Source organism: uncultured Acetatifactor sp. (assembly GCF_948601915.1).
In the GTDB taxonomy this organism is placed as follows: Bacteria; Bacillota; Clostridia; order Lachnospirales; family Lachnospiraceae; genus Acetatifactor.
Genome location: NZ_CAPDXS010000010.1, coordinates 1 through 23,964 on the forward strand (window position 1 = coordinate 1; position 23,964 = coordinate 23,964).

General features: G+C 56.1%; 25 protein-coding genes. 3 read left to right on the forward strand and 22 right to left on the reverse strand.

What is annotated here, in order from left to right:
• Positions 1-129 precede the first annotated feature (129 nt).
• The gene (locus Q2B33_RS02815; RefSeq protein WP_300568698.1) at positions 130-357 is read left to right on the forward strand and encodes a hypothetical protein; all 228 of its coding nucleotides are present in this window, start codon (positions 130-132) and stop codon (positions 355-357) included.
• Here Q2B33_RS02815 and Q2B33_RS02820 read toward each other — a convergent pair.
• The 4 genes from Q2B33_RS02820 to Q2B33_RS02835 all read right to left on the reverse strand — a co-directional run bounded on the left by Q2B33_RS02820 (position 330) and on the right by Q2B33_RS02835 (position 3,805).
• Positions 330-1,085, reverse strand: a complete 756-nt coding sequence (locus Q2B33_RS02820; protein WP_300568701.1) for a metallophosphoesterase — start codon at positions 1,083-1,085, stop codon at positions 330-332. The genes Q2B33_RS02815 and Q2B33_RS02820 overlap by 28 nt on opposite strands.
• Positions 1,086-1,176: 91 nt before the next feature.
• Positions 1,177-1,977 carry an SGNH/GDSL hydrolase family protein gene (locus Q2B33_RS02825; RefSeq protein ID WP_300568705.1) on the reverse strand — a complete coding sequence of 267 codons (801 nt, stop codon included), beginning with the start codon at positions 1,975-1,977 and terminating at the stop codon, positions 1,177-1,179.
• Between the two features lie 101 nt (positions 1,978-2,078).
• Positions 2,079-2,900, reverse strand: a complete 822-nt coding sequence (locus Q2B33_RS02830; RefSeq protein WP_300568708.1) for a serine/threonine protein phosphatase — start codon at positions 2,898-2,900, stop codon at positions 2,079-2,081.
• Complete coding sequence (locus tag Q2B33_RS02835) at positions 2,897-3,805, reverse strand: DUF4474 domain-containing protein (RefSeq protein WP_300913853.1); 909 nt, start codon at positions 3,803-3,805, stop codon at positions 2,897-2,899. The genes Q2B33_RS02830 and Q2B33_RS02835 overlap by 4 nt, the downstream gene beginning before the upstream one ends.
• 293 nt (positions 3,806-4,098) lie before the next feature.
• Between Q2B33_RS02835 and Q2B33_RS24465 the strand changes: the two genes are divergently transcribed.
• Positions 4,099-4,467: an ATP-binding protein gene (locus Q2B33_RS24465; protein ID WP_300568857.1), complete on the forward strand. Its 369-nt coding sequence runs from the start codon at positions 4,099-4,101 to the stop codon at positions 4,465-4,467.
• Here the strand turns inward: Q2B33_RS24465 and Q2B33_RS02845 are convergent.
• The 12 genes from Q2B33_RS02845 to Q2B33_RS02900 all read right to left on the reverse strand — a co-directional run bounded on the left by Q2B33_RS02845 (position 4,424) and on the right by Q2B33_RS02900 (position 14,230).
• Entirely contained in the window at positions 4,424-6,778 is a 2,355-nt protein-coding gene (locus Q2B33_RS02845; protein WP_300568714.1) for an FtsX-like permease family protein, read from the reverse strand. The two genes, Q2B33_RS24465 and Q2B33_RS02845, sit on opposite strands and share 44 nt — an antisense overlap.
• Positions 6,775-7,458 carry an ABC transporter ATP-binding protein gene (locus tag Q2B33_RS02850; protein ID WP_296475491.1) on the reverse strand — a complete coding sequence of 228 codons (684 nt, stop codon included), beginning with the start codon at positions 7,456-7,458 and terminating at the stop codon, positions 6,775-6,777. The genes Q2B33_RS02845 and Q2B33_RS02850 overlap by 4 nt, the downstream gene beginning before the upstream one ends.
• 174 nt (positions 7,459-7,632) lie before the next feature.
• Positions 7,633-8,859, reverse strand: coding sequence for a sensor histidine kinase KdpD (locus Q2B33_RS02855; RefSeq protein ID WP_300568721.1), 1,227 nt, complete (start codon positions 8,857-8,859; stop codon positions 7,633-7,635).
• 21 nt (positions 8,860-8,880) lie between these two features.
• Entirely contained in the window at positions 8,881-9,588 is a 708-nt protein-coding gene (locus Q2B33_RS02860) for a response regulator transcription factor (RefSeq protein WP_296475486.1), read from the reverse strand.
• Between the two features lie 6 nt (positions 9,589-9,594).
• Positions 9,595-10,815 carry a hypothetical protein gene (locus Q2B33_RS02865; RefSeq protein WP_300568725.1) on the reverse strand — a complete coding sequence of 407 codons (1,221 nt, stop codon included), beginning with the start codon at positions 10,813-10,815 and terminating at the stop codon, positions 9,595-9,597.
• Positions 10,799-11,506 carry an ABC transporter ATP-binding protein gene (locus Q2B33_RS02870; protein WP_300568728.1) on the reverse strand — a complete coding sequence of 236 codons (708 nt, stop codon included), beginning with the start codon at positions 11,504-11,506 and terminating at the stop codon, positions 10,799-10,801. Before Q2B33_RS02870 ends, Q2B33_RS02865 begins: the two co-directional genes overlap by 17 nt.
• A 1-nt stretch (position 11,507) precedes the next feature.
• Positions 11,508-11,684, reverse strand: a complete 177-nt coding sequence (locus Q2B33_RS02875) for a hypothetical protein (RefSeq protein ID WP_300568731.1) — start codon at positions 11,682-11,684, stop codon at positions 11,508-11,510.
• Positions 11,685-11,703: 19 nt separating this feature from the next.
• A complete protein-coding gene (locus Q2B33_RS02880) occupies positions 11,704-12,324 on the reverse strand; it encodes a hypothetical protein (RefSeq protein WP_300568734.1) in 621 nt (206 codons plus the stop codon).
• On the reverse strand, positions 12,321-13,076 hold the full coding sequence (locus Q2B33_RS02885; protein ID WP_300568737.1) for an N-acetyltransferase: 756 nt from the start codon (positions 13,074-13,076) through the stop codon (positions 12,321-12,323). Before Q2B33_RS02885 ends, Q2B33_RS02880 begins: the two co-directional genes overlap by 4 nt.
• Before the next feature lie 298 nt (positions 13,077-13,374).
• Complete coding sequence (locus Q2B33_RS02890; RefSeq protein WP_300568740.1) at positions 13,375-13,581, reverse strand: hypothetical protein; 207 nt, start codon at positions 13,579-13,581, stop codon at positions 13,375-13,377.
• Positions 13,582-13,640: 59 nt separating this feature from the next.
• Positions 13,641-13,817, reverse strand: coding sequence for a hypothetical protein (locus tag Q2B33_RS02895; protein WP_300568743.1), 177 nt, complete (start codon positions 13,815-13,817; stop codon positions 13,641-13,643).
• The gene (locus Q2B33_RS02900) at positions 13,814-14,230 is read right to left on the reverse strand and encodes a DUF6608 family protein (RefSeq protein ID WP_300568746.1); all 417 of its coding nucleotides are present in this window, start codon (positions 14,228-14,230) and stop codon (positions 13,814-13,816) included. The genes Q2B33_RS02895 and Q2B33_RS02900 overlap by 4 nt, the downstream gene beginning before the upstream one ends.
• A gap of 293 nt (positions 14,231-14,523) precedes the next feature.
• On the opposite strand from Q2B33_RS02900, the gene Q2B33_RS02905 reads away from it, so the two are divergent.
• Complete coding sequence (locus Q2B33_RS02905; protein WP_300568749.1) at positions 14,524-15,891, forward strand: ATP-binding protein; 1,368 nt, start codon at positions 14,524-14,526, stop codon at positions 15,889-15,891.
• Between the two features lie 20 nt (positions 15,892-15,911).
• On the opposite strand, the gene Q2B33_RS02910 is transcribed toward Q2B33_RS02905, so the two are convergent.
• The 6 genes from Q2B33_RS02910 to Q2B33_RS02935 form a co-directional block, all read right to left on the reverse strand.
• Positions 15,912-17,243, reverse strand: coding sequence for a sensor histidine kinase (locus Q2B33_RS02910; protein WP_300568752.1), 1,332 nt, complete (start codon positions 17,241-17,243; stop codon positions 15,912-15,914).
• Between the two features lie 22 nt (positions 17,244-17,265).
• Positions 17,266-17,970: a LytTR family DNA-binding domain-containing protein gene (locus Q2B33_RS02915; RefSeq protein ID WP_300568755.1), complete on the reverse strand. Its 705-nt coding sequence runs from the start codon at positions 17,968-17,970 to the stop codon at positions 17,266-17,268.
• Between the two features lie 193 nt (positions 17,971-18,163).
• Entirely contained in the window at positions 18,164-19,447 is a 1,284-nt protein-coding gene (locus Q2B33_RS02920) for a M20/M25/M40 family metallo-hydrolase (protein WP_300568758.1), read from the reverse strand.
• Between the two features lie 56 nt (positions 19,448-19,503).
• Positions 19,504-21,231, reverse strand: a complete 1,728-nt coding sequence (locus tag Q2B33_RS02925; RefSeq protein ID WP_300568761.1) for an AAA family ATPase — start codon at positions 21,229-21,231, stop codon at positions 19,504-19,506.
• Positions 21,232-21,625: 394 nt separating this feature from the next.
• On the reverse strand, positions 21,626-23,071 hold the full coding sequence (locus tag Q2B33_RS02930) for a D-alanyl-D-alanine carboxypeptidase family protein (protein ID WP_300568764.1): 1,446 nt from the start codon (positions 23,069-23,071) through the stop codon (positions 21,626-21,628).
• A gap of 84 nt (positions 23,072-23,155) precedes the next feature.
• Positions 23,156-23,902, reverse strand: coding sequence for a hypothetical protein (locus Q2B33_RS02935; RefSeq protein WP_300568767.1), 747 nt, complete (start codon positions 23,900-23,902; stop codon positions 23,156-23,158).
• Positions 23,903-23,964 lie beyond the last annotated feature (62 nt).

Sequence of the window (23,964 nt, forward strand, 5' to 3'; positions counted from 1 at the left end):
TCGCGGGGTGCACGGACATGGGCAGCCATACACACAATTCCTGCGGTGTCGCGGGGTGCACGGACATGGGCAGCCATACACACAATTCCTGCGGTGTCGCGGGATGCTCACAGACCGGTGAGCACAGCCATGGAGGAAACAGGGGCGGCCATCATCAATCTGGTCACCGAGGCGGCCATCATTGAGGCTAAGATAAAGAGGATAGAGAAGTTCCTGCTGCCGCCATCCCCTCCAAGAAGCAAGCTCCCTGGTTCCGGAACCGGGGAGCTGTTTTCATGCCCGCCGTCCTGCCGGAACAGCCCTTTCAGATTTGAGCTCCCCCCCTATGCTCACGAAATCCTGATAATCTGCTCATAGAGCAGCAGTTCCTGTGCATTTACATTCCGGTTGTCATGGTAATGCCCGAAGAACCACTTCTTAAACCTGGTATTCTGCCGGATTTCCTCCAGATAAGCGGTGGCAACATCCGGCCTATACCCTGCGCCGCCCAGCAGAATCTGCGTACTGGAGGCGCAGCAGTGGGTCACGATAAAGTCCACGGCATTGCCATGAGCCGCAAGATTCCTGCGCCCCTCCTCCATCTCCTCCTGTGAGGGAAGCTCCTGCCGCCACCAGCTTACATGGTTGATACAGTACGGAAGCCATCCCTGATTCAGCTTCCTCTTCTTTCTCTTAAAATCCGGATCCTCCGGCTCCAGGATGCCTCCGTCGATGTCATGGCTGCTGGCCCCGCCGAATGTGAAGACGCTTTTCCCATCGATTGCAAATACCTGGCCGCGCATCATATGAATCACGGTAGGCCTGATTTTATGCACCTTGCCGCCATGCCATTCCTCCACGGGGTAGGCATAGAGCCTGTCAAAGTTTTCATGATTCCCGTCCACGAACAAGGTGGTAAAGGGCTTGCCCTCCAGCCAGTCCATCAGATGCTTCTCTTCCTTATTTTCCCCTCCCCGATTCCAGACCCCGCCGAAATCTCCGCAGACAATGACGTAATCATCCTTTGTCATCTCTTTCTGCTCCGGAAATATCCCGGTGTTGAATCTCCCGAAGTCCTGGTGGCAGTCGCCGGTAATGTAAATCATTTTCATCACTTCCTTTCGGATGTCCGTGTCTCCACAGTCTGTGAAGCGTGGACTGCTGTCCAGAAAATTGCCAGAAGAGAGAAGGCCCGGCTCACTGTCCAGGATTGCAGGCAATGTCCTTATTCTTTAGCCCCTTCCCGATAAACGGCACCTCGAAGAAGTCTTTTGGGTTCTCACGGATGATATAGTCCATATAGTTCCCTATCATCATGGCATAGACGTAGTACCCCATGGCATTGGGGTGGCCGCCCATGGCGAAGGTCTTCCGCATCTCCTCGTCATATGCCGGCCCGTCATGGGCCATGTCGATCAGGTAGGTATAGGAGAACAGCCCGCACATCTTTTTCATCTCGTCGGCGATGGCGCAGATAGTCGCATCCGCCTGCTCCTCCCCCCGCCTCTGCATGGAGACCAGGAAGATCCGGGCATCCTTTTCCATGGCTTTGAGCCTGGACACAATCCGCCCCATGTCGCCGAGGAAGGTATCCGGGTTGGCCGCCGAATCCTCCGGGTGGATGTCCGCCGCGCTGCCCGCGGGCTGGTTCGCGCCGAATATGTCGTTGTTCCCCAGGGCGATGATATAGGCCTGGTTCCACTGCCAGAAGCCGTTCTGGTCCGCCCAGCTCTCCAGGTACTCCTTAGCGGTCATGCCGCCCCTGGAGTAATTGCGGTACACCGTCCCCGTCAGCCGCTCCAGGACAGCCGGCCAGGAATACTCGTACATGTCGTGGTAGAGGGTATTGCCCTCCTCGTCCTGGGACTCGAACTCCCCGGAGGACAGGGAGTCCCCGATGATGCCGATTTCCTTGAAGATTCCGGCGAACCCGCAGGCCGCCTTCAGATTGTCCAGGGGCTTCTCCCCCGGTGCCACCGTGAATAAATCCAGATTCATGTCGCCCTCCTGTATCTTTGATGTATGCCGCACACCAGTTAAATTTACAGTATGCCCCGACTGCGGTATAAATCCTATTATATAGAACCCTTTGGCAAAATTCAACAGGAACCTGGCCCCAGTATCTCCACAGGGCCGGAGATCACTTCCCTGGCCACGTACAGCACGCTGTCCGCCCGGGCGTCCATGATCCATTTCACCAGGGTCATCTCCCCCCGCTGGATTTCGATACAGGTGATGCAGCGGGGATGGACGCAGCTTCCTGTATTGTAATAGAAGGACGGCTCTTGGGGCAGCACGGGGCGGTGGGTATGCCCTGTAACCAAAATGTGCTGACGGGTCTCAGCCCAGCTGCGCAGGCTCTCCTCGCACCTTTCCTTCACCTCGTAATTCTTGGCGGCGCTGGTGGGATCTAAGAACCCCAGGTTCTCCAGGGGGCTCCAGAAATACCGCACCAGGAACCGGGCCAGGGGCCAGAGGGTGGAGTTCAGGAAGCTGGCCTGGTGCCCGTGGGTCAGGTACAGGGACTTCTCCGGCGCGGACTCGGCGTAGAGGATGACGGCCTCCAGGAAGGCCGGATTCTTTCTGCGGACGATGTTGTGGTTGCCGTAGAGGAGGTGCAGCCGCCCTTTCTCCTCGAACCGGGCGAACATGCAGTAGACGTCCTCATGGATCTCCGTAATGTTGCGCAGCTTCCGGTTCTCCCACAGTTCTTCCCCGTCCCCCAGCTCGATATACGTAAAACCGTTTCTGTAATAATGTTCCATCGCCGCATAGTACAGATGCTGGTTCTTCAGGAAATTGTCCGAGGAGGTGCCCACGCCCCTGTGGCAGTCGCTGATGAGCACATACCGGGAGCATCTACGGAAAGGCAGAACCAGCGCCTGGGAGAAGGCGCGGTCCAGACGCCCCTTGGCGCTCATGACCTTTTCCTGCGGCGGGGCCTGCACCTGCGGCAGCATTTGGGGCGGCGGCATCCGTGCTTCCTGTGGCATCGCCTGTGGAAACGGCGCAGCCGCATCAGCCTCCGGAAGCAGAACGGGATATAGTAGTACAGGAACAGGATGCGGTCTTCCGTGCAGGTAAAGGGCCTGGTGACCCAGAGGAAGAGGCGGCAGTACATCCGGTTCAGACACTGGGACAGCCTGCGGCACAGCCGGGTCAGGAAGCCGTAATGCTCCTGCACGGGCCGATGGAAGGTAAAGCACAGGCAGAGGTTCTGCACCGTGATACCCTCGGCGGCATATCCCGTCCGGCACAGGCCCCGGTAGAAGGCCTCCAGCATCTCCCTGTCGCCGAAGCAGACCGTCGCCTTCAGGCACAGGCTGGAGGGGCGGGCGAACACGCCCGGCAGGAAGGCCGTGAGCCACCAGTGCCTTTCGGAAATCTTCACGCAGGCGCCGTTCTCCAGGAACAGCTGCATGGTACAGTTCAGCAGCTCGGCCTCGCTGACCGCCTGGAAGTGCGCCGTCCGGTATTCCGTCTCGGAAAGTAGCCTGTCGGCATGGTAGATGCCGATCTCGGCGCCGGCGTTGATGCCGTACTGGCCCTTCCAGAATTCAATCAGCCATGTCCGGCCCCGGTAGTTGAAGTACACCGGAAGGGAGTCGAACACCATCTGGAAACGGGGGGCCATGTAGTCGTAGACCCAGGCATAACCGGCGCTCTTCTGCCAGGCGTCCAGGGTGGAGGAGAAGAATCCGCAGCAGCAGTGGTATGCATAGCCGAAGGGCTGCGCCAGCTCCTCCAGCAGGGAGCATTTCTCGCACTTCTCCATGTCCCGGATTCTGTAGATGATCTTCCTCCTGCGGAAGTGACAGAACAGCATGCTCAGGAGAGCAAGCAAAAGTAAGATGAACAGAGCAGCATACATAATGGTAACCTATAATCCTATGTGGTTTTGCTCTATTATATGCCCGGAGACGTAAAGATGTACCCCTTGATATTATTCTCCGTTGTGAATATAATAGATACAGTAAGAGAGGACAAAGCGTATATCAAAAAGTATGAGGAGCACAGCCATGCCTGAAAATCAGAACATAGACATGGAAATCAAAATGGAAGGATGACTATCTGGAATGGATTTGCGGTTTTGCCAATGCTCAGGGCGGAAGGATTTATATCGGCTGCGATGATGACGGGCACGTTACAGGACTTACCAATACCCGCAAGCTTTTAGAGGACATCCCAAATAAAATCCGCAACGCCATGAGCATTGTCGTCGATGTGAATCGGTTAGTATGCGGTGGAAAAGAATACATCGAAATCGTGGTTCCGCCCTATCCTGTCGCAATTTCCTGCAAGGGCGTTTATTATTACCGCAGCGGCAGTACCATGCAGACACTCTCCGGGCCCGAGCTGGAAAGCTTCATCCTCCGTAAACGTGGGGCATCCTGGGACAATATGCCACACACAAGTATGGTACCTGGCGCGGAGCAGCCTAGCCTTATTGCTGCAGCTTTATCGTATCCACAATGGACAGCCTCCTAATCTTCCTGATCGGCCGCCGGATGGCCAGCGCCGCGGAGCCGAAGCAGAGGATGACGATCAGCGCCAGCGATGGAGCCGGAAGCCGCCAGCCGATTCCCCATTTGTCGGCGATCAGGAACTGGAACATCATCTTGTTTAAGGGCAGCCCCAGGACGCACCCGGCTATGCACCCCAGCACCGCATAAGTAGCCGCTTCGGCGGCAATCATGCGATAGAGCTGCCCGGTGCCCATGCCGATGGAGCGCATCACGCCGTACTGCCTTGTCCTTGCGGCCACGCTGGCGTTCATGCTGTTGAAGATATTGAATACGGTTATCAGCGCGATGATAATCAGGAAACCATATATGAATACCGCGCCCGTATAGTAGGAGCTCTGGGACTCCTCGTTGGACAGCCTTTTGTCCGCCAGGGTGCAGTCCGCCGGAAGGAGGCTGCGTATGGCCGAAACCGTTCCGTCGCTGTCCGCGGCCTTCCCGTCTTCCAAAGGCCTCCCGCCGCCTCCAAGCTGTATGTCAATGGCGGCATAGCCCACGGCACCCACGCTTTCCGTGAACAGCTCCTCGGAGCATATGATATAGCCCAGGATTCCCGCCGGACATGACGCGTTGGTGGCAGAGAGGATCCCCGCGATTCTCACCTGCCTCTCCCCCAGAGGCGCATGGAGCGTCACCACATCCCCCACCTGCCAGAGCATCCCGTCCCGGTAGGATACCAGGATATCCGTGGTTCCCCCGCAGACCGCATCCATATCCCCCCGGTTCAGCTCCTCTCCGGCCCATCCGAACTGCTTCTCCTCATAGGAGACCAGCGCGGCCGTACCGCTCTCCGCCTCAGAGGAAACGGACAATCCGCCGTATTCCATCCTTCCGAAGGCCCTTTCCACGCCTCCGATGGCCTCTATCTCTTCGATGACGGAAGGATCCATCCCCCCGGCAGACGCGGCGGACAGGTCTCCCGCCCAGGGGGCCAGCGCCGGCATGCCCTGATCCAGGAACACCACCATCACCTGGAACGCCAGGAACAGCATGATGCTGATGGCAAAGGAGCAGGTCATCAGGAACAGATTCTTCTTCCCCGACAGGGCGTGGAACACGCCCATGCCTGTCTCCACCCGGAACAGCTTCGTATTGGCGGCATGCCTGTTCTGCGCAAGCTGGGAGCTGCCGTTTATGGCTGTGACAGGCGATACCTTTGCGGCCTTTTTCGCGGGAGAAAGGGAGGCCAGGAGGACGATCAGGAAGCCCACCAGGATTCCCGCCATTATGCCCACGATGCTGACTTCAAACAGCGGCACCTCTGAAAACCTGTCCCCGCTGACGGACTTCAGCAGCAGGCAGGCGGCCCATGTGGCAATCTGTCCCGCCAGCAGGCCCATGGGGACGCCCCTGGCGCTCTGCCTGAGCCCCTGGAGAATCACGAAATGCCTCACCTGCCCCCTGGAGGCCCCAAGGCAGCGCAGCAGCCCGTAAAACTGTATCCGCTCCAATACGTTGGTATGGAAGCTTGCGGAGATCATCACCGTCCCCGCAATCAGGACCAGGAGGACAAGGATAGCCGCGATCAGGTACAGGGCCTGCATGATATTGCTCTCGCTCTGTCCCATCAGGCCCAGCAGGGCGGTATTTTCGGAAATCTGGCTGTCCGAAAGGCCGTACTGCTCCTTTATCTCCTCTATGGCCCTCTGGATGCGCGCACCGTCCCTGAACCGGATGCGGTAGGTGGTGCCCTCCGCCGCGTCCTCGTCCCCGATGGCCAGGAATCCCTCCTCGCTCAGGGCCATCCCGCAGATATCCGCCTTCAGCATGGAGCCCATATCCCTCAGGACGCCGGTGATGCGGTACCGCTTCTGCCCGCCTCCCGGTACCGTCACGGTGACGTTGTCGCCGATGGTCAGGCCAAGCCGCTCCATGGCGCTCTCATTCAGCAGGGCCTCGTCCGGCAGCACCGGGTATGTGCCTTCCGTCATGTCCATCTCCGTCAATGCTTCCATAGTGCCCTCAGACGCTCCCGCAAAACTGACAGGCATGTCACTTAGAACCCCCGCACTGCCCTGATAGACCCATCCCGACAGGGCCACGTCTATCCTGGCCGACACCGCTTCCGCCGTCTCCTGCCCCACGTCGCGGAGGGCGACGTGGTATTCGCCGTTGGTCTTGATGAAATAGTTCTTCTGGGAGCGCATGGCCATGTCCGCCATGCTGAAGATCGCCATGACCAGGCATACCGAAAGGGTGATGCACAGCACGGAAATCCGGTTGTTCCTGCGGTGGATTCTTTCATATTGGGGTATCAGGCCCAGATAGCTCTTCATCTCGCCGTCACCCCCAAATCCTTCAATCTGCCGTCGGTCATGCGCAGCACCCTGTCCGTGGCGTCCGCATGGCTTTCATTGTGGGTGATCATCAGGATGGTCTGGCTGTACTTGGCCGACATGGACTTCAAGAGGGCAATCACCTCCCGGCTGTTCCCGGAATCCAGGTTCCCGGTGGGCTCGTCCGCCATGATGATCGCGGGGCGGGCTGCCAGGGCCCTGCCAATCGCCACCCGCTGCTGCTGGCCGCCGGAGAGCTGCCCGGGCAGATGCTTCCTGCGCTCCTTCAGGCCCAGGATGCCCAGAAGCTCCTCCACATACCTTCTGTCCGGCTTCCGGTAATCCAGCAGCAGCGGGAAGGTGATGTTCTGCTCTACATTCAGCTCCGGAATCAGGTGGAAGGACTGAAAGATGAACCCGATGTTCCGGCGGCGGAATACCGTCAGCTCCTTTTCGGGCATGGAAAAGACCTCCTGCCCGTCAATCAGCACCTTCCCGGAGGTGGGGTTGTCCAGCGCGCCCACCACGTTCAGGAGGGTGCTCTTCCCGGAACCGGATTCTCCTACAATCGCGATGAATTCCCCCTTGCCCACGGAGAAGTTCACATGGTCCAGGGCCTGTACCCTGGCTTCCCCTTTCCCGTAGGTCTTGCATAGATCCTGTACTTCAAGAATGTTCATACCTGCTCCTATCCGCCCGCTTCGGCGGGCATTTATTCGTGTATGAAACCATCATAGCCCATGGGTCTTACTTTCACATGAATTCCGTCTTACTGTTTTGTAAGATTGACCCTTCTGAAAGATTGGCTGACTCGTCAGACTTGCCCTTCTGTAAGATTGGTTGATTTATCAGACTTACCTCTCCGTAAGATGAAAGAAGCTCAGTACGAATCTGCTGCCCTGCCCCACCCTGCTGGTGACGGATATCGTCCCCTGATGGGCCTCCACAATCGCCTTGGCCAGGGGCAGGCCCAGTCCGATGCCCTGGGTATCCTGGGAAAAGCGGCTGCGGTAGAAGCGTTTGAAGATATTGTGGATGTCCTCCGGGTGGATGCCTTTCCCATTGTCCTCCACCACGATGTTCGTCAGCAGGGCCGTCCTCTCCCAGCCGATTAGGATTCTTCCGCCCCTTCCGGTGTGCTCCAGGGCGTTCTTCACCAGATTCCCCAGAGCCTCCGACAGCCAGAGGGCATCGCAGCACAGAGTGACATCACTCCTCCCCCGCAGGACAATCTCCTTGGATTCCCGGGCGGCCAGGGTCTCGAAGCGCTCCGTCACGTCCCGGAGGAGCATTTCAAGGTTTTCCTCCGCCTTTTCCAGCCTGACGGAGCCTGCGTCCAGCCTGGCTATCTTCAGCAGCGTGTAGACCACGTCCTCCACCCGGCGTATCTCCCGCAGGGACTTGTGGCCAAATGCCCGGATCGTCTCCCTGTCCGCGCTGTCCTCCGCCATGATCTCATGGTACATCCGAAGGGCGGCCAGCGGCGTCTTCAGCTGATGGGACACATCCGAGATCATGTCCTGCAAAAACAGCCGCGTCTGTCTCTCATGCTCTGCCTGGGCGGAGAGAATCGTGGCCAGCTCATTGATCCTGTGGAACAGGCCGTACCAGGCTCCCGCCTCCTGGCTGTGGATTCGCCGGTCCGTGTCCCCTTCCAGGAAGCTGGCGATCACGGCGTCCGCCTTTGCAATCATGGCCCTCTGGCTTCTGATGTAAAACCCCACCGTCACAAAAACCGCGGAAAAAATGCCAAAAAGCATACCACCAAACAAGATGATGGTATGCCTCCTGTAAGCGGCCACAGCAGGAATCAGAACAGAATCCGTGTCTTCGCTGTAGTCTGCCGCATGCAGGACCCGCCTTCCTGCCTCCAGTTCAAAGACAGTTTTGTCTTTCGTAAAGGCGGCTGCCACAGCCTCCTCCGGATGACCCAGCAGATAGCCCGCCGCTCCGTAATCATGCTCCACCATCGTCTTCCGGAAGTCCCTTGTCATCCACAAAACAAGCATGACAGAAACCGCCAAAGCCAGAAAGAAAATAGCCCACAGCCGCCAAAGCAATGCCCGTGTCTCCTTTCCCATCCCCTGCATCCTCCCCTACTTTCACTCCCCCACAAAGTTATTTGCACGCTTCCATTGATAGCCGACCCCAATCTCCGTCAGCAGCATCGTAGGAGAGCCGGGATCGTCTTCGATTTTCCTCCGCAGCCTGCGGATGTACACAGAAAGGGTATTGTCGTCCACATAGTTGCCGTTTCCGTCCCAGAGGCGGTCTAAGATCAGCTCCCTGGACAGGACGCGGTCCGGGTTTTCCAGGAACAGGCATAGCAGCTTGTATTCCACCAAGGTCAGAGCCAGCTCCGTCTCCCCCTTCCAGGCCAGGCGCCGCAGCGGATCGATTCGGATCCCATTGGATTCCAGGATGGCATCCCTCTTTTGGAACTGCCCGGAGCGGCGCAGCAGCGCATTGATTCTCGAAAGGACTTCCCCCAGCCGGAAGGGCTTCGTGATGTAGTCATCCCCGCCCATGTCCAGCCCTTTCACGATGCTGATTTCCTCATCCGAAGCGGTGAGGAAGATGATTGGGACGGAGGAATCCTTCCGCGCTTCCCTGCAGATGTCAAAGCCGGTCCCGTCCGGCAGGGTGACGTCCAGCAGCAACAGCCCGTATCGGCCTGCCGGGAAATATCGGTACGCCTCCTTCACGGTGCGGGCATTGTCCACGGTAAAGCCGTTCTTCTCCAGGGTGAACTTCAGCCCCTCGATCAGGCTCAGGTCATCTTCCACATACAGTATCTTTTTATCCGTCATATCGTTTTACCCCTCCGGACGCCTCAAGCATATCCAAAGCAGGACCGCAGCCTCCCCGGCCAGCAGCCCCCACAGGACGGTCAGCAGCATGGGCCAGGCCCCAACGCCTCCCGCAAGGAGCAGCATCCCTGCCGGAAGCACATATTTCCGGGGATGGTGCCACAGGTCGCTTTCAATCTTCCAGTCCCGGATGGGGCAGAGCCATTCCAGCAGCACAGACAGAATCGCGCTCTGCAAGGCAAAGAAAAGGGCCCCGGCCACCATGGGGGCGGCGACGCTCCCCTTCTGTATCTGCCAGCTGCACAGATATATGCCGTTAGCAGCCATGTTGCACCCGAAGAGGAACAGGCAGTACGGGATGCAGAATGCCCTTCTCTGTCCCGGCAGGAACCGAACCGCCAGCTCCAGGTCGCGGTCACAGGACAGCAAGATACAGACCGGCGTATTCAGGCACAGAATCGCAAAGCCGATGGGTATGGCGTCCAGCCCGGCCATCTCCCCCAGGAAGTATGGCAGCACCACGGCCACGCCCCACATCACGGCGGTATTGGCCAGATAGTTTCTGTGGCACCCCATGTAGCGGAAAAAGTACCGCCACAGGGACGCGTTTCTGTGCCGCCTGACCGCATGGCCTTTCCCGCCCTCCCACTGGCAGAAGTCGTATCCCTCCGCCCTCCCCAGCAGCAGGACGGCAAGCAGGCCATCCGCAGCCAGCAAAGGAACCATCCAGGGCCTGCTTCCAAATAGCAGAATGGCCGCGGAAACGGCAATGGCCCAAAGGACGCCGACATACCAGTGTCTTCTCAGGGAATAGGCCGCGGCCGCCAGCAGGACGGCGTGGATCATGCAGACCGCAATCCCCAGCAGCTCCATGGGACGCCAAGAGGAAACGGCCAGCAGGACCGCCAGCAGCAGCCCTGTCTTCGTCACCGCCGCATAGGCTCCCAGCGCGGCGACATAGGAAAAGACGAATTCCCCGCGCCCCAGGGGAAGCATCAGCATATGCTCTATCTCCACGGCATTGTCCCTGGCGGAAAGGGCCTGCCACATCACGCCCGCGGTAAAGGCGCTTACCAGGAATATCCGGACAGAGGGCGCAATCCGCACCTGAAACCCGGCAATGTACAGTCCCCAGAACACGATCAGATCCACAAAGAGCGTCCGGGGCAGCCGCTCGTATTTTGCCCCGAACAGCTTTTTGGCAAAGGCCTTACCTGTCATCTTCATCGTGCAGCGCCTCCCGGATGTCCGCGGCGTTTATCTGCCCGCGCTCGAATGTCTGCCGGATCCGCCCCTCCTCCAGGACGAATACCCGGTCAGAGGTCAGCGTGATGCTCTCCAGGATGTGGGAGGAGAACAGGAGGGTTCCGTGCTCCTTGTATCCGGAAATCTGCCGGTACAGGTATTCCGTGCTCTGGAAGTCCAGGCCGTTGACCGGCTCGTCCAGCAGGAGCAACCGGGGCTTCAGGGCAAAGGCCGCGATCAGATAGGCCTTCTTCCGGTTGCCGGTGGACAGCTCCTTCAGCAGGACATCCTCATATGCTTCGAAGCGAAAGCCCCGCACCAGCTCCGCCACATCCGGCATCTCCCGTCCATAGGCCTCGCATACATAGCTCAGGTATTCCCGGAAGGTAAAATAGGAGAAGGAGCTGTCCTCGGCAAATACGGTATAGCGGCAGCGCTTAAAATCCCGTTTCCGGAAATCCACGGGGGAGCCGCAAAAGCGGAGGTCGTCCGCGCGGAAGGTGGGGAGCAGGCCGGAGAGCACCTTCAGGAACGTGGTCTTTCCGGCTCCGTTCAGCCCTATCAGCCCTGCCACCTCCTGTTCCGCCAGGGCAAGGCTAAAGTCCGAAAGCACCTTTTTCCGGTCGCTGTACCATGCGCTCAGATTCTTGATATCCAGAAGCGCCGTGTCCATGTCATCTGCCCCCTTTGCCGTCTTTTTCTCTTTTCCATATGGTGTATGCGGAATACAGGAAGGCGATTGCCAAGATGACGTACAGCCCCATCATGGGGAAGATTCCTGATATGCCGCAGGCGATAGCTGCTGCCAGCCAGATCAGGCCTATGATTCCGCGAATGTATGCATGGCGCATTATTTTTTCCTCCTTAAGATTATTTCAATCCAAAGTGTAACACAACCAATTTGACCATTTTCTCCAGTTCCATCGTTCCATCATTTATGACAGAATAGTAATCCTTATCCCGGCACTGCCTCTGCACTTCCCTGGCAAACAGGGCATCTCTGTCCATCCAGTTGCGAAAAGCCGCTTCCCTATCACTGCATCCCTCCAATACCAGAGGAACAAAATCTCTTTTTCTATAATGAGCGACCTGAAATTCTATCGTAGGCGTAATGGAGAGATAACGGTTGCCCGGAACGCCAGACCTTTTCATCAGTTCCGGGAGATACGCTGTCCCTTCTGTGATAATGCCGCCTTTCCAAGCAATCCGCTTCAAATCCGCTGTCACAAATTCAAAGATTTCCCTATAGATGGCAAGCTCCTCCCTACACTGGAGCAATGGTTCCCTCATCCATGTCTGCTCAGCGTTCATCCGAACTGCTTTCCCGCAAATAGGATGCCCTTTTCGTGCGCCTGCCCGCATATATCCATCCAGGAAATCATCTACTTTAAAGTAATATAGACCGTATTTCTGCGAGAGGATTTCAGCCACGCTGCTTTTTCCGGCGCAGGGGGAACCGCCGATATAGTATATATCCAATTTCTGCTTCACAGCCCTTTGTCCGCTAAGATTTTGTCGAATTTCTTCTCCGACAGGATTTCATGGGTCACAAGCTGACCGTCATGGAAAAGGGAAAAGGTGGTAAACGCCGAGGGCGCGTTCTGGGCGTCCTCTCTGGTCCGGATATGGACGGACTGAAAGACCGCGTTCCGGGCCTTTGCCATCTCCTCCAGCTTGGGCACATATTTTGCCGTAAAGGGGCATTGGTTCGTATAATACAGCACGAAGCCCTTCGGCATGTCCCCATGCCTGCGCACTGTGTCCCGGAAGCGGGGCGGCTCTGCGCCCTCCGCAAAAGGCAGATACATCAGCTCGAAATAGGGCTCCGCGGCATCCGCCGTCTGAAAGCCCTTATATGCCATGTACCCGAGGTCGGAGAGGAATCCCATCTTCTTTTTGGAGGACAGAATCACAAGCCCCTTTTTCCCTTTCGCTCTGCTGTCCTCCATGCAGGCCTCCAGCAGGAGGTTCGAGTATCCATGTCCCTTCAGCTGCCCGGATACCCAGAGGCAGTCGATGTACATATAGCCCTCCGCCTCCACGGGGGTCCAGGCGTATTCCGCGGGTATGTACTCGATAAAGCATTTTCCCCGGACATTGGCTTTCAGGAAGACAAGCCCTTCGTCAATTCTGTCCTTCAGCCAGTTCTTCTTGGACATGACCTGGATGTCCTTGTTATTGGAGATGGCGCAGCAGATGTGCTCCTTCTCAAGGTTTTCCTGTGTGAGTCTTATTAGTTCCATAGTGTATCTCCTCCGTAGGTTCAGCCCAGCCATCCCTGATAGAACGCGACGGCTCCCAGAACCGCGCCTACGGCCATGGCCGCCAGCGTGACGACTATGATGATGGGATGCTCCTTCATCAGTTTCCCTAATTCTTTTATACTGCATAACGCTGAATGCTGCCTAATGTAATCATGCGAATGAACCAGTCAGCGTTATGCAGTCTGGTTTCACGGCAAGTGAAATCGTTAAGCAGTATAAATCGTTCATTCTGAACTCTCCTCTCCAGCCGCTCATTCCCGCCTGGCTTCTGTCCTTGTCAGTCCATCTTGGTAAAAAGCACTGTCTGTTCCTTCATGGATATCTTCCCGACCTGATAGCCATATTCCGTAAGCTCTTTCTTGTATTTCAGGAAAGAATGGTCTATGGGTATCCCTGCGATATCCTTTATCTCCTCAAAGGTCAGCTTCAAGGCCTGGCTTCCGTTTTTCTGCACATATTCCCACAGAGCGCTATATTTGCTCATTTTGCCCTCCTTTCGCTCCCGGATTCTTGGATCCTTATCCCAGGAATCTTTCTCCTAATCTACAGAGCCTCAAAAAGCACTGTTATGAACATAATGATTCCTACCACAATGGCAGCCAGCCCCAGAGAAAGGCTCCTCTTATTCCCCTTCTTTCCGTCCGTCACCCAGAGCAGGCCGCGCAGTATAAGAAGCAGGCCCACAAAAATCGGAAGAAATTTCCCGACAGATTCCATCATTGCTTTTCACCTTCCTTTTGCCGCCTTTTCTTCCTACAGATATCAACTACGGTATTCACAATGCACAGCAGCAGAAAAAGGCAGGTAAAGTTAATCCAGATGTCCCGGTACGCCGTCTTCGCCAGGGGCTCCCTCAGTCCGCTGAACCACACATAGGCGAAGGCCAGGAGCTGGGAGGGAACATACGCGGCTACATACCTGAGAATCAACGGTTTCACGGTCAGGTTCGTACACAATTCAAATGCCGCGATTCCAATCTGGAGAATGATGGCCCTGTCCAATTCATGCCAGTTGCCGCTGGGGTCTTCATAAACGCCATTGCTAAGATACAGGACACTGTTCAGCAGCGTTATCGCCGTATAGATGACCGAATAAATCGATGCCATCTGAATCCATTTTTTCTTGTTCATCATCTTCTCTCCCACCTGAAAGTCTTTGACAAGACATAGCCTTTCACAAGCTGCCTTTTCCTTTTTCGGTCAAAAGAAGCCTGGGCTTAATCCATTTGCCGTGAAATGCCCTCTGGATGCCGTGGGATGCTGCGTGAAATTTTCACCATCTCCTTGATATTAGTCCCCGTTATGAATATAATAGGTATAGCGAAAGAAACGGGCCGGACAAATATGGATAGGCGGAAACGACCCTAAACCCGCTGATGCACGAATTATGAACGGAAAATATATCAAGAAATGCGAGGAAGCTGCGGATGCCCGAGAAACAAAATATAGAATGGAAAGAGATTTGGAAAGATGAGTACCTTGCATGGATTTGTGGTTTTGCAAATGCGCAAGGCGGTACGCTTTATATTGGCAAGAACGACAAAGGCGAAACCGCAGGACTTTCGAATGCCGGTAAGCTCCTTGAAGATCTGCCAAACAAAATTCGTGATGCCATGGGGATTGTTGTACCAATTGATTTGATTTCCGAAGGAGATAAAGAGTATATTTCGATTTCTGTACGCCCTTATCCCATTGCCATATCTTACAAGGGCATATATTATTACCGTAGCGGCAGCACCAATCAAAGGCTGACTGGCTTGGAACTGGAAAGCTTTCTGCTGCGCAAACAGGGAGCGACCTGGGACAATCTTCCGCTTCCTGCCTTTACCCTCAAAGATGTGGATGATGATGTCATAAATCGCTTTAAAAAATGGGCCGCTAAAAAGGGGCGCATCGAAGAGAGCGCATTGGATGAGCCGAAAGAAGTCCTGATGAAAAAACTGCATCTGATGAATAACGGATACCTGACCAACGCCGCCATGCTCCTTTTTGCAAATGACCCAGAGACCTGGCAGCTTGGAGCGTTTACGAAGATTGGTTATTTTGAAAGCGATTCCGAGCTTCGCTATCAGGATGAGATTCACGGCTCCCTTCTCGACCAGATTGACCGAATCATTGAGACTGTCCATCTGAAATATATGAAAGCGAAAATCACATATGAGGGCATGCAGCGGATTGAACGCTATTTTGTACCAGATGCGGCACTTCGTGAGGCACTATTGAACTCCTTATGCCACAAGGACTACGCCCGCGGCATCCCTATTCAGGTGAGCGTATATGACGATCGTCTTTATATCGCCAATTGCGGCCGCCTCCCTGAGAGCTGGACCATTAAAAAACTCATGGAGAAGCACTCTTCAGAACCCTTCAATCCCAATATAGCCCATGTGTATTATCTTGCTGGTTTTATCGAAAGCTGGGGACGTGGGATTGAAAAAATCTGTCAGGCCTGCAGGGAAGACCATATGCCGCTGCCCGAATATGATATTACAGGGAATTCCGTTATGATCAAATTCATTGCCCCGGAAGACAGAGTTGTATATGGGCCTTCCAAAAACGGAACTGTAAATGGAACTGTAAATGGAACTGTAAATGGAACTGTAACTTTCACAGAGAAAGAACAGCAAATACTCAATCTACTCTCCGAGGATCCTGCCTACACCTATCAGGAACTTGCCGCCAGATTGAATATCGGGAGAAAGGCTGTCTTCGGCCGAATGAAGAGGCTGAAAGAAAAAGGGGTGCTTAAAAGAGTCGGATCCGATAAATCCGGGTATTGGGAAATAAATATATAATGTGGGGAATCGGGGCTGTTTCATCCATCCATCTGCCGTGAAATGCCCTCCGGATGCCGTGGGATAATCAGCAGCACATGGAGGACGAACACATCCCCCCGGGTCTCCACGCTCATGGCCCCGCCGTATTTCTCCGCTACCGCTTTCACGTTCGACAGCCCTGTCCCCGGCTTCACCATGCCCTTCCCGTGGAAGCTGTTCTCGACCTCCATCATCAGGAAATCCCCCTGGATGCGCCCTGACACGTGGATATACCGCTCCGCGTCGGCGGCCAGGCTTTTGCACGCATGGATTGCGTTGTCCAGGGCATTGGACAGGATGATGCAGATATCGATGTCCCGCAGGCCGCAGGGATAGGGCAGGAGCAGGGAACAGCCCACCCGAATCCCCATGCTCCCCGCCAGGCCCAGCTTGCTCCCCACCAGGATGTCCGCCACCGGGTTATTGGTGCTGCAGGGGAACGACATCTTCTCCGCCATGTCGTCCATGTCCTCCATATAGTTCACCGCCTGTTCCAGGTTCCCGCTCTGCAGCAGCCTTTTTATCACAGCGATGTGGTTCCTGATGTCATGGCGAAAGGACTTTGTCCTTTCATAATGGGCCTTCGCCTCCTCCACATACTGGTTCAGGGAGTGCTCCTCCTGCTCCAGCAGGGAGATTTCCGTGCTGAGCCGGAAGCTCTGCTGCAGCTTCTTATAGGTGAACAGGATACAGAACAGGCTGGCCAGCCCCAGGAGATGTATGACGAGAAGCTGCCCGTGGCTGAACAGATATTCCGAGGGAGCGCCCTCCATCATTATGATGTCAAATTCAAGGGCATTGATATACTCGCTCATGACGAATATCATCAGGATCGGGATAAAGACAAGGTACATATACTGCATCTGCTCCGCGGTGCAAAGGGCCTCCCCGGAAAAGTACCGGCAGACAAGGGAATAGCAGATTCCGGTCAATAGCAGCGACAGGATTTCCGTGGCCAGCATATATACAATGCCCGTCTCACCCTGGACCCCCACAGGCATCAAAGGGAGCAAAATGCTGGACAGATGCTTCATGATTCCATAGCAGAGCAGCATGATTTCGGTCACCAGCGCCGCATACAAAAGGGAGGACTTGAAATCCGCGTGGCAGAGCAGCATCCCGCCTGCCATGAGCAGGAGCACAAGCATCACGAATCCCAGGATTATGGCATATGAGGCAATCTGGGTGACGAAGGCCCCGCACACCGCGAACAGGAAAAGAAAAGGAAGCCTTACCTTCCTTTTCAGAATCCTTGCAAGAAAGCAGAACTGGAAAAGCAGCTCCACGCCTCCCATGACATATACATTGAAAAAATCCAGATAGTCAGCCATTTTCCTCCCCCTTGGCAGGTTCTCACATATCCTTCATATACTCCAGGATCACGCTGGAGAACTCTTTACCACGCAGCCGTGATACGGGAATCTCCCTGCCGTTGTCCATATACGCCGTCCCGTTCTTATAGCCCCTTAAATGCCCCAGATTGATCAGGAAGCTTCTGTGGCACCGGAAAAAACGGCTGTCCAGCTTCGTCTCCAGGTTCTCGATCCGCTCATAATAGTCCACCACCTCGCCGGAGGCCAGGTTCAGGTAAATCTTCCGGTCTATGATTTCACAGAAGACGATGTCCTCCTTTTGGATGATGCGGCTCTCATATCCCTTCTGCACCAGCAGGCTGGACCCGCCGGCGCTGCACATGGACGCAAGCAGGCGCTCCATGGTCTTTTCGAACCTGGCTTCCTCAATGGGCTTGACCAGGTAGTCGTAGGCCTGCACCTCGAAGGACTGGAACACCATCTCCCGCAGTACCGTGATGAAGATCAGGAAGCCCCGGAACTTCCCCGCCCGGAGCCTCTTCGCCGTCTCCATGCCGTCCATGCCCTTCATTTGGATATCCAAAAACAGGATGTCTATCTGCCCGTCGTATTCCAGCAGCTCCCGGCCGCAGGAAAACCGGCGGATGGCGGTCTCCCTGTTTCTCCTGCCAAAAAATGCGCAGGCCAGCTCCTGTATCTGGTCGGACATGTATTTTTCATCATCACAGATTGCAATACGGATCAATGCGCCACCTCCCGGCTGCCGTTTTCAGGCAGATATTCCATTATAGCCTGTCCGGGGCGGCAAAACAATGCATCTGCCGTAAAATGTTTTTTGGATGCTGTAGGATGCCGCATGGAAGCTTTTCCGCTTCCGCCCTAGATGTTTTGAGGTGGGGGCAGCCTCGTCAGCTGTCCCCACCTCGTTTCTTTTGTGGTCATGATTCCTTTTTATCGTCCTTTTTATCGGCTTTCTTTTCCTCCCGGTGGAAGTACTTGTCCAGCTCTTTCCTGGTGTCCTCCGACATCCCCTTCTTCACGGGAAGCACCGCCGCGTTGCCTACGTCCCCGATGATCCGGATTGCGAAGGCCACGTTCTTCTCCATGGCCTTCTCGCTGAGGGTGGGCAGCAGGTCGTGGATGGTATGTATCTCCGCCGTGGAGCTCTCCCGGCTCAGCCCCAGGGCCGGGATATCCTTGTCGCAGAAGGGGGCGGAGTCGCTGGAGTGGACTCCCGTGCCGATCACCGCGGAATATCCTGCCAGCTTGCAGTACTGCTCCATGAACGTGGTCAGCTCCTTCTCTCCCGTGACGCAGATTTTGTTGGCCCCCAGGGCGGTGCCGCACATGTCGAAATTGAAGCAGAAGCCGATCTTCTCCAGCAGATCCTCATGCTGTTCCACATAGGCCTTGGAGCCCAAAAGCCCCAGCTCCTCGCTGCCGCACCAGACGAACCGCAATGTCCTCCGGGCAGGATGTGCCGCGAAATGCCGGAAAATCGCCAGAAGGGCCACAGTGCCGGTGGCATTGTCCCATGCGCCGGTTCCCACCGGGACGGAATCATAGTGGGCCGTGAGAACGATTGATTCCTCCTTCAAATCTGTCCCCGGGATGACGGCCATGATGTTCCTGCTCTCCGGTTCCGTGTCCTCCTGCTCCAGGGTCAGGTGCACCATCTTTACCTCCTCCTGGATCAGCCGCAGCGCCTCCGCCGATGGGATGGCGAAGCCGGGGATAGCCCCGTTCCTGGTGAAATGCTCCCGCAGCCGCCTGGGATACAGGGAAACCGCCTCTCCCGTAAGGTAATATTTCCCCTGGAGCGTCAGGAACGCCGATGCCTTGTGCTCCACCAGCCTCTTGTAGACCTCCTCGTCCCCCAGACCGTTCAGCAGCACCGCCTTGCCCTCCAGGCTCCCAATCCCGGCGAAGTCGATTTCGGAAGCGCTGTCCAGATACACCAGCTCGCACTCCCTGTCGATGTTGCCGGAGCGCAGGAAGGGCACGCAGGGAATCTCCCGGCCCGCCGCCTGGACGGCGCATTTCGCCACCTTCGCGTCAGGTATCCGGAAAGGCATGTACTCTCCCCGGATGTCCTCCCGGCCTGCCTCCCGGGCGGCCCGGCCTACTTCTTCCATGATCAGCTCCCCGGCCCGCTTCTCCTCCTCGCTTCCGCCCGTCCGGACGAAGCTCAGCTCCTTTACCATAGTTAACAGTTCCTTCATTTTCTGCCTCCTTGTATCATTGAATGTCTATTGTCAGATGCCTGAAGAATCAGGCTTCAGGATTCCCTGTCCCGCGGAACGCTTTCCATGGCATATGCTGCCTCACAGCTCTTTTTATAACACGCAATCCCGTATTTATGGATTGTCCGCATGCCGTCCTGCCTGAGGGTTTCCGCGTATCCGCCCTCTTCTATCTGTTCCATGGCCTGGGCGCAGGCCTGAGCATATTTTCCGTCCTCGGCGTATTTTACTTCTATGATGCAGCCGGTCTTTGTCAATGGGATTTCCAGCCGGATATCCGTGTAACCCACGCCGGACTCCGCGTTGGACATGACGCTCCAACTGCCCTCGGCCCGCAGCAGGCCCAATATCATGCCGTGGTAGAAGTTCTCTTTCATCTGCTTTTTCACAAAGGTATCGCGGATGCTGATGGAGTCCGCCAGGAAGCCGTTCAGTAGATTCTGCAGTTCCGCGGCATCGCCTGTTTTCACGGATTCGCAGAATTTCCTCCATCTGGCAGTGTCGCTTACGGTCTTCACCCTGAACCAGGAGAGGATTCGGTTTTCGTAAATCCGTTTCACCTCTCTGTTGGGAATCACCAGCTTGTGGCGCTGCCCCTCGGGCTTCCCCGCATCGGTCAGATAGCCTGTGGCGAAGAGCACGCTCCACAGATAGGTCTGGCGCGTCTCCTCGTCCTCGCTCTCTAAGTCTGTGTAGGTCAGTTCCGGAATCAGCACCTTCTCCACCGCTTCCCCGGAAATCAGGGCCTCTATCTGATGCTTTGTGGTCTCTGTGGCTGTTGCAATGATATCCTTCACGATTGCGTTGCTGCTGCTGTTTTCCCAGTGGGCTTCCATCGGCGCGTCAGCCCATGCCCGGAGCTTATCACACTGGTTAAGCACATCCCATGGACAATATATATCCGCATCCCCAAAATGATATCCGTCATACCATTCCTTTATCTCATCAAAGGAATCTTCAACACCATAGTAAGACAGCATATCCCGGACTTCCTTATCTGTGAATCCGAAATACTCTGCAAAGTCGGTATCGGAAATCGTCCTGACTTTAAAATTGTTCAGCCCTGTAAAAATACTCTCCTTCGCAATCCGCAGACATCCGGTTATAACCGCAAAATACAGATTGGAATTCGTCTTAAGCGTCTGGCTGAAAAGCGCGCGAATCAGGCTGACCATCTCCTGATAGTAGCCCATCTGATACGCCTTGTCCAGGGGCACATCGTACTCGTCAATCAGGACAATCACCTGTTTTCCATAATGCTCGGAAAGCAGTTCCGTCAAAAGGCGCAGGCTGTCCTGGAGCTCGGCCTCACTCCCAAAGTCCCCTTTCATCATTTGGTACAGCTTCTCTTTCTCATACGGCATTAGCCTATCGCTGTCCAAAAGTGACTTGAATCTCCTGGCCTCTGTACTGACCACGATTCCGAGCATATCATACGCCGTCTGGAAGCTCCTCCCCTCCACCCCCTTCAGCGTGATGGAGATGACCGGGTACTTCCCCATATGCTCTTCGCAGATTGCCCTCTCCCGGGAAATCTCCAGGCTCTCGAAGCAGGACGGGTCTGTCCCGATTTCGAAAAATGTCTTCAGCATATCCATATTCAGGCTCTTCCCGAACCGTCTGGGCCTTGTGAACAGGTTTACCAGCCCCCGCATATCCACCAGGTCGCGGATAAAGCCTGTCTTGTCTACATAGTAAAAATTATCCCTCCTGAAATCCTTAAAGAATTCGATTCCTATAGGAAGCTTTTTCTTTCTCTCCATGCTGACTGCACCTCCGTTCCCTCCGTAAATCCTAAGACAGTACCCATGAAAGCCCGTTGGCTTCACAGATTTATTCTACCACACCTGCCGGGCGAAAGCCACCCACTTTTGAAAACCATCACATAATCAAATACCCCGCTGCAAGCAACGGGGTATCAAGCTTGCAACGCTGCAGAGCAGAAAGTGTCCTTCGGACACTTTGGTATCTGACCCCCGCGGCATTCGCCAACTGGCCGTGCAGGCACGGCCGCTTGGCTCATTGCTCGCGGGAATAAAAGCATAAAGTCTGTCGAATTCTAACCCAATATAGGCTGTCGGAGACATTTTGTATTCCATACCATTCCCGGCGTTCATTTGACAGCATTTGACAACTGACGGCCACAGGAGATTGCGCTCAGCGCCTCCCCGCAGTCCTGAGGATCCGATCCACTGCCGCCTCCGCATGCACGGGCAGGCTTCCGGGTGTTTCCTCAGGCGCGGCTCCCTGCCCTCCCGTTCCTGTGCGGAAAGCCTGCAGGGCGTACCTGGCCAGCAGGCCGGAGACACGGCCTCTCTCGACGGAATCCTCAGCCCCCAGGACGACGACTACAATGTCGTGTTCTTCTGTCCCGTCATCCGCGGCCAGGGATGTGACCAGGCAGGCTCCAGCCTTGTTGGTGGTTCCGGTCTTCAGGCCGGTGACCTGGGGGATGTTGCGCAGGAGCGGGTTGCTGTTGCGCACCTCCAGGCCCAGAGATTCCAGCACGGCGGTACGCTGGGATGTGATGTCCGTAATCTGGGGATAGACCTTCAGCATATACGACACCAGCCGGAACATGTCCTGGGCGCTCATGCGGTTCTGACGCTTTGCGGGAACCGGATCCTCCGTGTAGGAGGGCAGGCCGTGGCTGTTGTAGAACACCGCCTGGACAAGCCCCAGCTCCAGCGCCCTCTGGTTCATCATCCCCACGAAGTTCTCCTCCGAGCCCGCGATGGCCTCCGCCAGGCACAGGGCGCACTCATTGCTGGAGGGCAGCAGGGCGCCTGTCAGCAGCTCCTGCACGGTAATCTGCTCCCCTGCCTTCAGCGGGATCACACCGTCCGAGGATTCCGCCAGCATCTGGGCGGCCTGGGAGATGGTGACGGACTGCTCCGGTGCAAGCTGTCCCGCCGAGATGGCCTCCATGGCCATCAGGCAGGTCATCAGCTTGGAGGTACTGGCGATTGGGTACGGGGCATCGGCCTGATACTGGTAATAGATTTCCCCGGTGGTGGCGTCTCCCGCCAGCACGCTGTTGACCCCGTAGAAATAACCGGCCTGTTCCAGAGCTTCCGGCGAGACCCGGAAGGGCTCCCGGGTCTCGATCTGCAGGACTCCCGCGCCGGGGGCCGTGACATCCGCATCCAGAATCATGGCCAGGTCCGCGGCCATCATGAAACAGTCATAATAGCCTACGGGCAGCATCATGATTATGGTATAGTAGAACACTTTCTCCCCGTTTAGCGTAAATTCATTCCTCCGCAGGGAGGCATCCGGGAGCTCCTCCTCTCCCCAGGGGGCGTTCTCCCCTCCCAAAGGCGCGTAGGCCTCTCCCTGGTTCAGGGAGACGGCATTTGACGCCACATCCAAAGAGAAGGACTTTTCCGTGCCGTTCAGTGCCATGGCCGTATCCCGCAGGGACAGATAGGTATTGTTGTCGTAGTCGCAGTCCAGGGTCTTTACCGCAGCGGTGCCGGCTTCCGTCTGCACCTGGCAGGCTCCGGGAATCTGGTAGCCTGCCACTGCCCTGGACGGCAGGACGGAACATATCAGAATCGCGCACAGCAATAGGGCGCTTATTTTCTGCAGGATTGTTTTCATCTTGACTCCTTTCTCTCCCCGGAGGCCTTGCCCCGGCAATCGCCTCCGCCTGAAACCGGACCTGGCGCTGAAATCGATTGCCCGTCACCTGTTTTCGGCCTGGCGCAACGTATATACCACGGGATAATGTCCCTGGACCCGGTCCAGTGGAACGGCGCCCGACGCATCCTGCGCCTCCCCGGACAGAACCAGGTTCGGCCCTTTCCGGATATAGCGCTCTGCCCGGACAGCCCCGGGCCCGCCTGCATCGAACTGCCTGGTCAGGACGCCCTCCACTGCGGTATAGGTGCCGCTGCCGTCATACTGCGCCTGCAGCTCCTCCAGGGAGGGCAGCAGGGCCGGGCCGCAGGTCGTCAGGTAGGCCACGGTGGACATGCCGAATGTCTCGTTCACCAGGGCCTCGATGCTTTCCCCGTCCGTGCCGCCCGTGTATCCGGCCATTCGCAGCCTCTCGGCCAGAAGCGACTGGAATGCCAGGGCAAACGCCTCATAGGCCGCCTGGCTGCAGGCCTCATAGCTTTCCGGCAGGATGCCGCACCGGAAAGTTCCCTCCGAGCGGGCAGTCTCCTGAAAGGTCAGATTGACCCGAATGGTCAACCCCTGCATGTAGGATTCCACCTCCTCCAGAGAGACGGAGACGCCCTCTATGTCCTGCAGCCAGTCGAGGGCCATGACAGCGGCCCGGCTGCCCATGTCCAGCTCGGCATCCCACTCCCCGGAAAGGTCCCTCTCCCCGGGCTGGAAGAAATACAGATAGGCAAAAAGCGCGGTGGCAGCACATAAAAATAGAAGCAATAGGGTGAATACGGTATTTTTCGCGGCTCTTCTCATGGAACTCCCCCCTGTTCGCGACAGATTTTCCCTGTCCTGATTCCTCATTGTACCACAAATCC